Annotated in this window: 10 protein-coding genes; 2 read left to right on the forward strand and 8 right to left on the reverse strand. The window is 37.5% G+C overall.

All coding sequences use genetic code 11. From position 1 onward, the window contains the following. The first annotated feature begins 498 nt into the window (after positions 1-498). Entirely contained in the window at positions 499-666 is a 168-nt protein-coding gene (locus tag ACTSKG_RS08735; protein ID WP_464757794.1) for a helix-turn-helix domain-containing protein, read from the forward strand. A gap of 1,015 nt (positions 667-1,681) precedes the next feature. On the opposite strand, the gene ACTSKG_RS08740 is transcribed toward ACTSKG_RS08735, so the two are convergent. From ACTSKG_RS08740 to ACTSKG_RS08760, 5 genes are all read right to left on the reverse strand, one after another. Next, complete coding sequence (locus ACTSKG_RS08740; protein ID WP_464757795.1) at positions 1,682-2,143, reverse strand: SLAP domain-containing protein; 462 nt, start codon at positions 2,141-2,143, stop codon at positions 1,682-1,684. 492 nt (positions 2,144-2,635) lie between these two features. Then, positions 2,636-4,870, reverse strand: coding sequence for a hypothetical protein (locus tag ACTSKG_RS08745; RefSeq protein ID WP_464757796.1), 2,235 nt, complete (start codon positions 4,868-4,870; stop codon positions 2,636-2,638). A 1,153-nt stretch (positions 4,871-6,023) separates the two neighbouring features. Beyond that, positions 6,024-7,340 carry a hypothetical protein gene (locus ACTSKG_RS08750; RefSeq protein WP_464757797.1) on the reverse strand — a complete coding sequence of 439 codons (1,317 nt, stop codon included), beginning with the start codon at positions 7,338-7,340 and terminating at the stop codon, positions 6,024-6,026. 15 nt (positions 7,341-7,355) lie between these two features. Next, positions 7,356-8,648 carry an amidohydrolase gene (locus tag ACTSKG_RS08755; protein ID WP_464757798.1) on the reverse strand — a complete coding sequence of 431 codons (1,293 nt, stop codon included), beginning with the start codon at positions 8,646-8,648 and terminating at the stop codon, positions 7,356-7,358. 6 nt (positions 8,649-8,654) lie between these two features. Further along, the gene (locus ACTSKG_RS08760; RefSeq protein ID WP_464757799.1) at positions 8,655-9,830 is read right to left on the reverse strand and encodes a M20 metallopeptidase family protein; all 1,176 of its coding nucleotides are present in this window, start codon (positions 9,828-9,830) and stop codon (positions 8,655-8,657) included. 189 nt (positions 9,831-10,019) lie between these two features. On the opposite strand from ACTSKG_RS08760, the gene ACTSKG_RS08765 reads away from it, so the two are divergent. Then, positions 10,020-11,540 (forward strand): AbgT family transporter, encoded by a 1,521-nt coding sequence (locus ACTSKG_RS08765; protein ID WP_464757800.1) that lies wholly within the window; start codon positions 10,020-10,022, stop codon positions 11,538-11,540. A 420-nt stretch (positions 11,541-11,960) separates the two neighbouring features. Here ACTSKG_RS08765 and ACTSKG_RS08770 read toward each other — a convergent pair whose 3' ends face one another. From ACTSKG_RS08770 to ACTSKG_RS08780, 3 genes are all read right to left on the reverse strand, one after another. Next, positions 11,961-12,929: a nuclease-related domain-containing protein gene (locus tag ACTSKG_RS08770; protein WP_464758004.1), complete on the reverse strand. Its 969-nt coding sequence runs from the start codon at positions 12,927-12,929 to the stop codon at positions 11,961-11,963. A gap of 364 nt (positions 12,930-13,293) precedes the next feature. Then, positions 13,294-14,022 (reverse strand): amino acid ABC transporter ATP-binding protein, encoded by a 729-nt coding sequence (locus tag ACTSKG_RS08775; protein ID WP_464757801.1) that lies wholly within the window; start codon positions 14,020-14,022, stop codon positions 13,294-13,296. A 21-nt stretch (positions 14,023-14,043) separates the two neighbouring features. Continuing rightward, the gene (locus tag ACTSKG_RS08780) at positions 14,044-14,703 is read right to left on the reverse strand and encodes an amino acid ABC transporter permease (protein WP_464757802.1); all 660 of its coding nucleotides are present in this window, start codon (positions 14,701-14,703) and stop codon (positions 14,044-14,046) included. Between the last annotated feature and the right edge of the window lie 17 nt (positions 14,704-14,720).

The raw sequence follows: 14,720 nt of genomic DNA on the forward strand, positions 1-14,720 counted from the left end.
CATAATTAATTAGTTTTGTTAGTAGAATTAGAATAATATGGACTTGAACTTATGGTCTATTTTTTTCATATAGTACAGACTTCTCATAATTTTATCTTCTACTGTCTGTTCAAATTTGAAATATCTTCCTAAGTCTATATGACTCTATAGAAGTGTTTCCCACAGAGTATCTAGATTCTTGTGCTAGATAGATTAAGATGATCCCACAGGCTTTATACCATTAATAAAACCGTTTGAGAATAATTTGAACTGTTCTGTAAATGTTTTACACTACATAAATGGTTGTTTTTTATGGCAAGATTTACAACAGAAGAAGAAATCAATATTGTTCTACATTATTAGAGGAAAATGAAAGTTCAGTTGACATCGCACAAGACCTAATAATAAGCGAATATATTATTATTGGTTAGGTCATCCTTTATCAACATCATGAGGCAGAAGCGGTTATAAAATCCTATACAAGTTATTCTCAGTAGTTTAACTAATGTACTTAATTATATGAACAAAACGGGTACTTTCTCTGCCGAAACAGCTTCTATTATTAATATTTCATCTCCTCAATTAGTACGAGAGTGGCATAGAAAGTATGAAACAGGAGGAATCAATGCCATAGAATCGAATAAAAAGAGTCATGCGTCCATGAAAAAAGAAAACACCATTAGTTGAAGTATCAATTGAGGCATTACAAGCTGAAAATGAACATTTCCGGTGGAGAACTCCTACATAAGAAAGTTGAATGCCTTAGTTCAAGAACAGTGAAAATCAAAGCGAAAGTAATTATAATCCAAAAACAATAAATCGCTTCATTAACGAAAAGGGCTTTAAAGTCTCGTGCACATGAAGAAATACCGTTCTTATCGTGGAAACGCGGGTAAAACTGCGACAAATCTATAAAATCGTGATTTCAAAGCAGAAAAAATGAATGAGAAATGGAGAACGGATGTGACGGAATTCCTCTTTGGAGAAAAGCGATATTTATCCCTTCTACTCGAGCTGAGCAATGGAGAAATCATTTCCTATACAATCCGAGGATGAAGTCATTCCACTCAGATCAAGGTTGGCATTACCAAATGAAAAAAGAATGAAACACGCTTCCAAAACACAATATCAAGAGCATTGTCAAAAAAGGTAAACTGTTTAGATAATGCGTCATCAAAAGTTTCATTAGCTTATTAAAGTCTGAGCTGCTTTAATTACAAGAGTTTGAAAGTATGAAGCATTTCGAAATGAATTTACAAACATATATTCAGTATTAAAATCAGAAGCTAATGAAGTCAAAGTTAAAAGATCTAAGTCCGGTAGTATACCGAACTCAGGTCCTCAAAGCTGCCTAAAGTATTTTTTCCAGTTTGACCTATCTGGATTTTCTTTTTAAATATTTCTTTTTGAAAATACAAATTTATTAGGCGAGCATGGTTTGATTAAATAGTTCTAACGAGAATTCATATTGTGCGCCTATATCTTCTGCTTTATAAAACAATTGTATAGGTAGATTATTAAGAATGGCTTCCTTATTGAAAGAATTATGTATTAATACTTCAAGTGTGACCAAGGTCTCTTTATCTTTGTAATTAAATAAGGTAATTGACACATCATTAGGTGCTATGGAATCTAATCAATCTAGTGGCTTCTTTAATGATTCTTTTTGATCTAGTGTTAATTCTTGAGTCCACTTTTCATCTTATTGTAAAGAGAGAAGTGATATAGAATCTTCTTGATATTCAAAAACTACTTCAAATTCCATTTGATCAGTTATTTCATCATAGGCTACGAGTAAAAACTCATTTTCAAACTCAAACATCCAAGGACGGGCTCTAAGAGAAGCTAATTCACCATAATGTTCCAAATTAAAATCCTTCTTTGCCAGATCTTTTCCTTCCCTGTCACGAATTTTTAAACGAATATCACCTATTGCTAAATTCATTTTCAATGATTGACGAATGATTGCTGTAATGATTAATCCTTCGTTTGTTTTGTGGAGATTCACTCCGTGGATACTCAATTGATTTGGAATTAACCCTTTTAATTTATTGTGGGCAGATTGAAAAACGTAGCGTTCTTGTTCATTAAGACTCCACAAGTCACTAAATTCTAATGTAGTTTTTAATAATTTTGGTTTAGATACTTTATTTGATTTAAACATTGGAACATCCCTTCAAAAATAATTCTGTAATACCATTGTACCACCATAACAAAAGCAGTACCATCTTCTAATGAGGTATATCCCTTGAAATTTGTGGCTCTAATTTTACTAACTCATATTAATAATCTTTATATTAAAAAGTTACTTTCGTGTAGTAGATTATCCAAATGATACTCTATTATTAAACTATCAACTCATTGTTTCCTTATATATCTACCTAAACCTTACACTATACGTTGCTGATCAGTTTCTAAAGCAGAGAGATTATTCATCCATTTCACTTTTGAAACGATTAAATTTACCACTTACTCCTCACTATTAATACTCCATAAGTTGCAACTAAATTTACATATCAATTATAGAGAATAACAGCCAAGGAATACCCAAAATGTTGTATTAAGGTTGAAAAATTTATAAATACTCTCACCACAAAGAAAAGCTATCTCTAAGATAAACCTAGAGATAGCTCACAGTTAGAATATATAATTAAAATTAATATTTAACAATTTGATTTGTAACGTTAACTTTTAATCCATATTCATTAGTAATACCAGTGATATTATTAACTGTTAATGGACCAGTTAATTTTCCATCTCCACCAGAGATAGATGTTGGAGAACCAAAGTATACGCTAAAACCAGTTGCAGTTTCAACAATAGAAGTATGGTTTACTCCGTCTACATATGTTGCTTTTGTTAAATCACCATCAATTAATGTGATTTGTGCTTTTGATGCAATTTTAACATTATCTTCATCTTCTGATTTAGTAGCATTAAAGTTAACTGTTTTACCAGAAATAGAAGATTCATCACCTACTACTGATGCAGTTGCAGTAGCATTAAATTTACCTGCAACAACTATTAACTCGTCACTTAATCCAGCAAGAGTAACATCATAGTCAGGTGCAACTTCATTTACAACTGCCGCTTGACGCGCTGCGAAAGTAACAGCTGTTGTCGGATCTACATTTACTCCTACTGTCCAAACACCATTTGATTTTACAGTAGTATATGCCACTGGACGTTTTGAAGAAGTATTAGAAGTATTATAAATTGAAACTACTTTACCAGCTTCACCTGTACCCGATAAAGTAACAGTATTACCTTCAACACGGAAAGCTTTAGTATCACCTAAATACTCTTGATCCACTGTGAAATCATATCCAGCAACTTTATCAAGTGCTAATTGAAGAACTGAACCACCATCTTTATTATAAGATCCTACAACAACGTCACCTTTAGATAATTTAGCTTTTAAAGCATCTAAAGTAATAACAGCATTATTAGTATCTTGATATACATTTCCAGTTGCTTTCAAAATAAACTTTTCATTTTTATTATTTACAAAATAGTTGTTAGCTAAGTCAACATACTTAACAGTTCCAGATGCATCGTTAAGTAATGTTGCAACTGGCGGTACTGTATAAAAATTCAAAGAACCTGAAGTTTTTGTTTCAATAGCGGTTCCAGCTGCTCCAGTTAAATATTCAAATTTCACTTTACCTCCAGTTGCAGCAGCTGCAGTTTTCGCTTTAACAGTTACTACTAATTGCCCGTTAACTGGATAATAGATGTCATCAGCAGCAGTTGCAGCTGCTCCATTTACAGTTGCTAACACATAATCAGTGTCATTAGTTAATGTAATTTTTACAGCTCCACTATGAGTTGTACCTTGTGCTGTTTTGAATGAAGATGAAACAGCAAGTGTTTGACCTACTTCTGCATGTAGTGCAGTTGCATCTACACCGATATTTCCAGCGCCAGTTGCAGGTGTTTCAAACGTAACTGTAGAACCATTATAAGTTACAGAATATTTAGTTGAAGCATCTAATGTTGTAGTTGTTAAAGTTACAGTCTTTTTGTCAGAACCAAGTTCAGCTTTAGTTACAACAGCTGCGTTATCTAGAACAAATTCAGAACCTGAAACCGCAACTACTGGTTTAGTTAAAGTAAGTACAATAGTTTTGTTGTCTACATAACTTACCGAAGAAACAGCAAGTGGTAATGAAGTTACTACATCAGAAACTGATTTTTGTAAAGAAGTTTCCCATTTAAGAACGTTAGCATCAAGGATTGCTTGTGCTTCAGCGATCTTTTTAGAAGCGTCTACAGTTTTACCTGCTTTAACGTCAGCAGCTGCTGCTTTTGCAAGCATGTTAACAGTTACTTCGTTTTTAACTGAAGCTACTAATTTTTCGATAGCTGGTTTCACTTCGTTACGGATACCGTCACGAGTTGATTGTCCATAAACGCGGTCTAAAAGAGCCGCTTGTTTACGGTATTCAGCAGTTGCTTTGTGGTATGCTGTTTCTACTTTTTCGATGTCGTCAGATTTAATAGCTGAATCTAAGCCAGCAGTTAATTCTTTAATTTTTACACTTGAAGTGATTGCATCGATGTATGCTTGAGCACGTTTAACTTGTAATTTTGCATCTACAAGTTTAGCATCTGCGCTCAATTTTTCAGAAGCTGAAAGTTTTGCAGTTGCTGCTTCTGCTGCAGCGATTGCTTTTTTCGCAGCATTGTATTGAGCCATTGGTTGAGTTTTGTAATCAGCAGTACCTTCTACTGAGATAGCCCATTTTAATACTGTACCTGCGTTTTGTGCATCTGTTACTAATTGGTTTACATTTGTTGCTGCGTCAGCTTGGTGTGCTGGTGCTGCTGCAACGAATGCTGAAGCTGCTACTGCAGTTGAAGCTGCAATTTTGATAGCTTTTTTCTTCATAAACTTGTGATCTCCCTTCGCTTGTGTGTTGCAATTTTTTTTAGTGTGTAACACCGGTCGCCTGATAGCGTCCAATATCGTCACCCTAACTAATATATGAGTATACAAAACTCATATGCTAAAATCAACCAATATCCTAAAAAGATTACCAGTTTATTTTGAGGATGATGTTATGAAAGCACCAAGGACACCATTACATATTCCATATTACAGTAATTTATCCATTTGCGCTAGCTTTTTTTATGAATAATTCTTACTATTTTTATTTTAATAGATTTTTACTTATCATTTTCCATTTATTTAATAGTAAAAAATTTTTTTATGTTTCTAAAAATTAAATGCGTGCATTTTTAGAATTTTGTGTTATGATGTACAGTATAGAAGGTTACTTATAGATGTGTAACGCCGTAAACTTGTTTGTACATTCATTAGTGTGCAGCCTTCTACTTCCTTCGTTTTATCGCTCAAGAAAAGAAGCATCTGAATATCGGATGCTTCTTTTCTTATTTTATGGGGATTTTAGTAAAGCCAAGGATTGAGAGTATAGAGTTAGCACGCTACGAAGTACTAGCATTTAAAATGGAGCTCGAGATCGTGGCGGTATTTTTCTGTTCTCTGCCTATTTTCACTTTCAGGCTCCTTAACCAATAGTAAGACCAATCATATAGACATGGAACGTGCAGCTGAAATTCATTTTCGGCTGCTTTTTTAATTTGTAGAAATCATCTAATCTCTCGTTTCTCTAAAGTTTACATACTACAAAAATAGAGGCTATCGGTTAGTTCTTTCCTTTTCACGAGAGTGTTTTTAAAAGAGTAGTAAAGTTATAGGAGTTAGGTCATTTATCCTAACCTGTATTTTATTAAACCTTTTTATCCTATTAAGTTTTGATTACTAAATTGGATTTGTTGTAATGATATTGTAATTTTCATCTATCTATCGGTTTCTTCTATTTATATAGAAGTATTTTCAAATTATGTGGTGGTCGCTTGGGTTTATGTGGCATTCGAGGGTGTTTATGTGGCGCTCACTTCTATTTATGTGGTGGTCAAAGGGGTTTATGTGGCACTCACTACGACTTATGTGGTGGTCGATGGTTTTATTTTTCCTATGAGCTGATATTAAAAAGGAAGCCGGTTAGGTTGGCTTCCTTTTATTGTTGAATGTTTTTGAAGGCGTATACTTTTCTTGGGCGGCCGCGGCTTCCGGATTGTTGTTCATTTACTATAGCTATAAGTCCTAGCCTTTCTAATTCGGTGACGATTCTTCTGCCGTTTCGCTCGGTGCTTTTCATCCATGTGGCTACGTCTTGGGATGTGAAAGTCGGCTTATTGTAGTGCTGGGAGAACGATAGTATTTTTACAGCCATTGTCGGTGTGATGGATGCACCGTTAAATAGTTCGTGCCAATCCGCTCCAAAATTATTTGCTTCATAGGTCGTTGCAGATTCGTCTGTGTCGAGAATGATTAGTTCTTTTTCTTCGTTCATCACGACTAATTGTGGAAAATCCGCTTGTCGGGCGTGTTCAAATGCTTGCAACACATGTTTTTCTGCTTCTAACATGGATGCTCCGTATCCGACTCCTAGCCGAATTTCAATTCCGGTTTGGTTTTTGGATAGATGCATGAGTTTTCGTAGTTTTCCTGCTTTCAAATAATCTTCAATTTCTCCGAATGTGGAATAGATGAAAAATAATCCATCCCCTAGCGGACGCAATGAACCTTGAACATCTTCCGCTACACTTAATAGTAAGTCATGTAAATGCAATTCCTTCCTTTTTAAACGGTATGTATATGGAAGGTTTCGAATTGCATCATGTGTTAATATCGCTTCTATCCCTAAGAGTGCTATTTGAGATTGTTTATATTTGGCTGTGTAAATCCGTTCTTCTAATAATTCTATAATCATTCGAATCGAAACATCTGATGGAATTACTCGGTAGACAGGATAGCCTCTTCGGCGAATCTCGTTATACACAGACAATATACATGTAAAAGCTGCTTCTACTTTATTTTTTTCAAGCTGTTCGATATGGAAATCAATTAATTTTTCGGCAGGTAAATATCCTTCATACGGAAAGGTTTCAAAGTGTATATTATTCAGATGATAAAATGACTGACTACGTTTCAGATCCTCTATTGCCAGCGTGTCTATACTCGCCCTGTGAATGATTTCTCCTTTTGAAAAGATTCCTTCTAATAATGCCCCTAAAAATCCAGAGCCATGTAACTGTGCATAGGCAGCTTCATCGGATCGAATCCATCCATTTTGATAGGCATAATAATAAGGGGATTGTCCTGAAAAGTACCATTGGTCTACCTGATTTTTATTGTCCGCTATAATTTTTTCTACTTCTTGGACATGCATATATGGGTATGCAATAAACTCAATATCTTTAAAATCAGCACCCATTTCTAATATTCGTTCAATGGAATCTGCAGGACCAATCACACCAATACAAGCTCTCATTGCCTCTCATCCTTATCATTTAATATTCGTATTATGATGATAACCGATAAGGTGCATAAAAGTCGATACAGCTATAGGAAGTACTTCTTCATTAAAATCAAATAAAGGGTGATGATGGGGTGCTTTAAGTGGAGAAGAGAAAATAAGATATGTCGATTTTGCACCCTTTCTCTTCATCTCATTTATATAAGCGGTTGCATCTTCTGAAGCTCCTAGTACTGCAGTATCTTGGATCGTTTTCACATATATATTATCTGCTAACGCTTTTTTCCCCCATGCTATCCACTCTTCATCGCAGTTTGCGCTTTCTGCAGTTCCAGTTATTTGTACATCGACAGAGGTATTAAAGAGAAGTGCAGATGCTTGTAAAATACGCCTTGCTTCCTCTTCCATATATTTATTCAGTTCAGATGTTGCGCCTCGTGTTTCCAGTTTCATTTCTGCTAGGTCTGCAACTACATTGCGTCCTGCACCCGCTTTTAACGTCCCTACATTTATACGGGTTGCACCAGCAGAGTGTCTCGTAATCCCATTCAAATGAACAGCAGCAGCTGCCGCACTCAGCAAGGCATTTCTTCCTTCCTCCGGTGCCTTTCCAGCATGTACAGATTCCCCTGTGAATACTGCATCCATTTTTGTTGTCGAAAGGAATTGAGTTGTCGTTAACGCAACTGTACCAACAGGCGATTCATCAATTCCGATATGACCACTTAAAAAATAGTCCACATCATCAAGCCACCCTTTATCAACGAAAGCCTCAGCCCCGCGGCCACCTTCCTCTGCGGGTTGAAATATTATGGTAATTTTCCCTTTTAGATTTATTAGTGTTTTATCGATTGCATGAGCAACACCAAGCCCTATAGCTGCATGTCCATCATGTCCACAAGCATGCATGACTCCCTTATTTACTGAAGCAAAATTTTGTTCATAAGGATAATGACCAAGAATACCCTCTTCAATCGGAAGAGCGTCTATATCTACACGGAGGAGTGTATGAGGACCTTTTCTTCCCGTATCAAATACGGCAACCGCTCCAGTTAGTCCACCTTGCATTTTCCCCAGAAGTTCTTCGTCTTGAACGAATGCTTGTTGCAAAGCCTTTGACAGTTCATCTTGTGAAGGAACGCCTTTTCGCACCTTAGGATTCATGGCATCTTGCCCGAAATAGACAGTACAAGAAAGATTGGTCAATTCTTGTTTTATTAGTTCGGTAGTTCGAAATTCCATAAATCCTTCCTCCGGGAACTGGTGGAGCTGTCTTCGCCATTGGCTGAGTTTTTCTTCAAGGCCCTTTACTATGTGATCCATGCGGTTTTATTCTCCTTTCAATTGCTCCAGAGCTTGAAGTGTCACATCTACTAGGAGATTTACTCCGATTAGTAGGGCTCTCTCATCGAAATAGAAATTCGCATCGTGTAAAGGTCTACGTTTTGTAACATCTTCTGCTCCGCAACCTAGCCAATAAAAAGCACCAGGAACCACTTTCAAGAAGCGAGAGAAATCTTCTCCTCCAAGCGATGGGTTCACAGTTGGCGTTGCATCCTCTCCGATTGTTTTTCTAGCTTGAGTGCGAATAAGGCTAGCCCATTCGGGGGTGTTGACCGTTGCATCATATCCATCCTGATAGTCCATTTGAATCTCAACGTTATATGCGATAGCGAAACCTTTCGTTAGTTCTTCTAACCTTTTCTTCACTTTCTCTTTTACTTCTTTTCGGTATGTTCTTACTGTACCTTCCAGCTTAACTTCATCCGCAATTACATTATAGCGATATCCCCCTTGGATTGTTCCAATTGTCACAACTGCTGAATCGAGCGGATCTGTGTTTCTACTTATAATCGTTTGTATAGAGGATATCAGTTCCGTCGCAATAACAATGGCATCTTTTGCTTCATGCGGCATGCTTGCATGTCCACCAGCTCCAACAACAGTTATTCTAATTGTGTCTGACGCACCCATCATTTCATTATCACAAACTCCTATTTGTCCCACTGGAAGAGCTGGCCATACATGTTGTCCAAAAATAACATCCGGTTTATGCTCCGCAAAAATACCGTCGTCTAACATTGGCTGGGCACCTCCTAACGGCGATTGCTCTTCGGCTGGTTGAAATACTAATAAGACTTTTCCAGCAATTTTATCTCTCATACTAGCAATCTGAATACCTGCCCCTAGTAGCATTGCCGTATGTGCATCATGGCCGCAAGCATGCATCACGCCATCTGTTTTGGAACGAAAGGAAATATCCGTTTTTTCAAAAATAGGAAGTGCATCTATATCCGCTCTAAGTGCGACAGTCGCCCCTTCGTGTTTTCCTTCAATAATTCCAAGTACTCCTGTTTTTGCAAAACCTGTCTGAAATGGAATGCCCGCTTCCGCCAAAGCATTTTGGATACATTTCGATGTTTCCCATTCTTCTCCGCTTAACTCCGGATTTTCATGAATACTCCTTCTAAACTCCTTTATGTAATCCAGCTCTTCTTTTTTCATCTAATCCCCTCTTTCATTAAAGGTAAAAAATAATTACGTTTCCTTAAATAAATAAAATATGTACTTTTAAGTGTTGATTTATAACGTTTTTTAATTATTTTTAAAAAATGTATTGCGGAAAAGCACAACTATCAAATACAATAATAAAGAATTCTAAAAATTGTGTCAACCTACAAAGGGGGAGAAGAAATGTCTGAAGTAAAAGAAGAATCACGTAGATCAAAGGGTTTTCTGGGGTCAGTAGAACGTTTAGGAAATAAATTACCCGATCCATTTATGCTGTTTGTGTATCTAGCAATCTTCGTTGTTGTGTTATCTTCCATAGTAAGTCTGTTCGATGTATCTGTGGTACATCCAAAATCAGGCGAAGAATTACCTATTAAAAGTTTAATCTCAGGGGACGGATTAGAATACATATTAACTTCAATGCTTACAAACTTTACCGGTTTCGCACCATTAGGATTAGTCTTATCCATGATGATTGGGATTGGACTTGCAGAAAGAGTTGGTCTACTAGAAGCAACGATTAAACGAACAATTATGAAAGCACCAAAGAAATTAATTTCTTTCTCCGTCGTATTCGTTGGTATCATGGGGAATATCGCTTCGGATGCCGCTTTCGTTATTATCCCTCCTCTTGCCGCTATGGTTTTTTATACAATCGGACGCCACCCACTTGCAGGTCTAGCAGCTGGTTTCGCAGGAGTAGGAGCAGGGTTTACCGCAAACTTAATCATCAACGGGACAGACGGGCTTCTTGCAGGTATTTCAACGGAAGCGATTAAAACATTCGATCCAAATCTCGTTGTCACACCAGTAGATAACTATTACTTTATGGCAACTTCCGTATTTATTTTAGCAATCGTCGGAGCATTTATAACCGACCGCATCGTCGAGCCGCGTCTCGGAAAGTTTACATTGAAACTAAATAAAAAAATGGCAGAGCCAAGCGAACACGAAGGTCGAGCTCTTCGCAATTCTATTATCGCCGGCGGGATTTACATCGCTATCATCGCCATTGGATTATTTTTACCGAACTCCGCTTTACGTAATGAAGAAGGCGGAATTATTCCATCTCCATTCTTAAATGGAATTATTCCAATTATTCTTTTCTTTTTTATAGTTGTCGGCATTACATTTGGTAAAACAACCGGAAAGATTAAGACTACTCGTGATATTCCAAAGTTCATGTCTGATGCAATGAAAGATATGTCTAGTTATATCGTGTTAATCTTTGCCGCTTCCCAATTTATCAGTTATTTTAATTGGTCCAACTTAGGGGTATGGGTTGCTGTTAGTGGTGCCAATTTCCTAGAAGGTATCGGGTTAACCGGAATACCTGTCGTTCTCGGCTATATCATCTTTACAGCCTTATTAAATCTAATTATTTTCAGCGGTTCCGCAAAATGGGCTCTAGAAGCACCAATTTTCATACCAATGTTCGCATTCCTAGGGTATAACCCAGGTTTCATACAAGTTGCATACCGCATTGCCGATTCATCAACAAACATCATTACCCCGATGAATCCATATTTGGTCGTTATCCTTTCCTTCATGAAGGAATATGATCCAAAAGCAGGATTGGGTACATTAATGGCATTAATGATTCCTTATAGTATGAGTTTCTTAGCTATATGGATTGTCCAGTTGTTAGTATTTATCTTTTTCGGTATTCCATTTGGGCCTGGCGTTGGTGTTTACTTGGAGTAGATAGAATATGTGACCTCAGAATCGATTGGTTCTGAGGTTTTTTGTTTGGAAGTGTGGTGGTTAGGGTTGGTTATGTGGTGCTCACCGTGAGTTATGTGGTACTCGGGTTAGGTTATGTGGTAATCGATTGGATTATGTGGCAATCGGGTTGGGTTATGTGGCAATCCGGTTGGGTTATGTGGTAATCGCTTGGTATATGTGGAATCGGGTTAGGTTATGTGGTAATCGATTGGATTATGTGGCAATCAGGTTGGTTATGTGGTAATCGATTGGTATATGTGGCACTCACTAGGAATTATGCGGCACTCGTGGTGGGTTATGTGGTGACCGACATGGTTTATGTGGCATTCATATGCTTTAGAAAAGAGGAAGCCAATTTGTAGATTGGCTTCCTCTGCTATTTTTTTGAAGTTGGTTTGTTTATTTTTGTGTAGTTGGTTTGTTTATTTTTGTGTAGTTGGTGGATTTTTTATGTCCGTTTTTTTCTAGGTTCATCTTTTGTAAGTTGTTGTATATTGTGTATCTTGAATTTATTTGCAGATAGTGCATACAGTCTTTTATTGAAATGTTTGGTTTGATCAGTAAAAATAGGTCTTCAATATTTCTTGGAATTGGGTTGGTGTCGATACTTTTGCATGTATTACATATCCAAGTTCGAAGAGATATCCTTTGAAGTGTTGCATTACAATGTTTGCAAAGGACACCCTTTTTCAAGTTTTTTGGATTTATTTTCAATGTTTCACACAGTGGTTTTGGAGTGAAGTTTTTATTTATACTCATTAGTTTGTTTGATAGGTGGAAGAATTGATGGTCGTTTAGGACTAGTCGTAATTTGTTTAACCTTTGGATGAATAAAGGAAATTGTTTGACGAAAAAGATATTTCGATTTTGGGGGGCATTTTCGATTATCGTGTTTTGGGATGGAAACACGAGGGCTTGGTGAATAGGAAGTTCCAGATTTAATTTTGAAAGAATTTTACTGATTCCATCGCAATTTCGGTCTAGTTGGGTTAGAGGGCAATCAAAAGGCTTTTCTTCTTGATTGTCAACGATTCGCAATAGTTTGTTTGGGTATTCTTTAAATTGAAGGGTGCCCGTTATGTTTTTGATTTCCGTTATTAGGATATAGGATTTAGTAAGAATCAGGGTGTCAATTTGGATGTATCTTTTGGCATGTAGGCGGAAGTGTAGGTCTGGGATGATGAGTACTTGTTGCGGGAATTGTACTTCTTCAATAAATCGATCAGTGCGCATTTCCCCGTAGTAGCCAGCACTTATTTGGTCTAGTTTTTCAAGGATAGATGAATATTTTTCGTGATGTTGTGATAAGCGTGCTTTTAGTCGGGTTAATGCGTAATAGTTGTCGGGTACTGGTCTGATGATTTCTATGGTAGTTGCTCCTTTCTATAGGTATGGATATAAGGTATCAAAGAGTTAGATGGAAAGCAATAGCTGTATTTGGTTTGATGCGGGATATGTGATGGTGGTTATGTGTGGTCAGCTTGGTTATGTGGTACTCGCCATCAGTTATGTGGTATTCACTAGTGGTTATGTGGTACTCGCCATCAGTTATGTGGTATTCGACTAGTGGTTTTGTGGTGCTCGCCATCAGTTATGTAGTATTCGCTAGTGTTATGTGGTGCTCACCATCAGTTATGTGGTATTCACCACTGGTTATGTGCTACAGACCATTGGTTATGTGGCAGTTATGGTGTTTGATTGGAACCCAAAAAGAAAAAACCACTAGATTGCTCTAGTGGTTTAAAACTTTGGATAGGAAGTCTTGGGCGCGTTGTGTGTCAGGGTTTGTGAAGAATTTGTCTGGTGCTGCGCGTTCGACTATTTTTCCTTCTGCCATGAATACGATTTCGTCGCAGATTTCTTTGGCGAAGCCCATTTCATGTGTTACTACGACCATGGTCATACCGTCTTTTGCTAGTTTGCGGATGGCATCAAGCACTTCGGTTACCATTTCTGGGTCGAGTGCGGATGTTGGTTCGTCAAATAGCATAACGGTTGGATCCATTGCAAGTGCACGTGCGATTGCTACACGTTGTTGTTGTCCACCGGAAAGTCGGCTAGGGTAAGCATCGAACTTGTCACCTAGTCCAAGGGATGCGAGAAGTTCTTTCCCTCTTTTTTCAGCTGCTTCTTTGCTTAGCCCTTTTACTTTCATTGGTGCCATTGTTACGTTTTCTAGTGCCGTTAAGAACGGAAATAGGTTGAAACTTTGGAATACGAAGCCGATGTTCGTGCGGGCTACGTTGATGTCCGTTTTTTTATTGTGTATGGAGATACCATCGACGATGATCTCTCCGTTATCGATTGGCTCTAGTGCATTGATTGTACGGATGAGCGTGGATTTCCCAGCTCCACTTGGTCCAATTAATGCAACGACATTCGATTTTGGTACTTCGAGCGAAACGTCGGTTAGGACGTGGTGGGCACCGAAGCTTTTATTGACATTTTTAATAGATATCATTTAGGTACACCCTCCTTGCCGTTATGCTTCGCTTTTCAGTAATCGTTTTTCGAAGAATCGAATGATTAACGATAAGCTGAATGTCATGATGAAATAAATTAATGCAACAAATGTCCATACTTCTATAGAAGCGAACGATGTTGCCACTAAATTTTTGGCGTTTAGCGTTAAGTCTGTTGCGGCTATTATAGATACGAGTGATGAATCTTTTATAAGCATAATAAATTGTGATGCAAGCGGCGGTAATACTCGTCTAAATGCTTGCGGCAAAATAATATGTGTCATTGCCTTTGTATGAGACATTCCAAGCGATCGCGCTGCTTCCATCTGTCCTTTTGGTACTGCTTGAATCCCTGTACGGACAATTTCTGCGATAAAGGCACCGGCAAATATCGCGAGCCCCACGATGGAGCCCCAATATGAACCTAACCTGAAAACTTGACCCATTACATAGAATATCCACATTAAGAGAACGAGCAGTGGTACCCCGCGAATTATTTCTACATACGTGGATGAAATAAATAAAATAATTTTGTTTTTCGATATACGTCCGAGTCCAAAGAGAATCCCAATCGGAATCGCAAAAAGGATTGCAATTACTGAGATTTCCAGGGTTTTAAGCGCTCCATCAATGAAGACGTCCATGTTTCTCGGTATGACACTCCAGTCATAGTTGTACATAGCTGATTCCCCCTAGA

The organism is Psychrobacillus syltrankelensis (genome assembly GCF_055454035.1).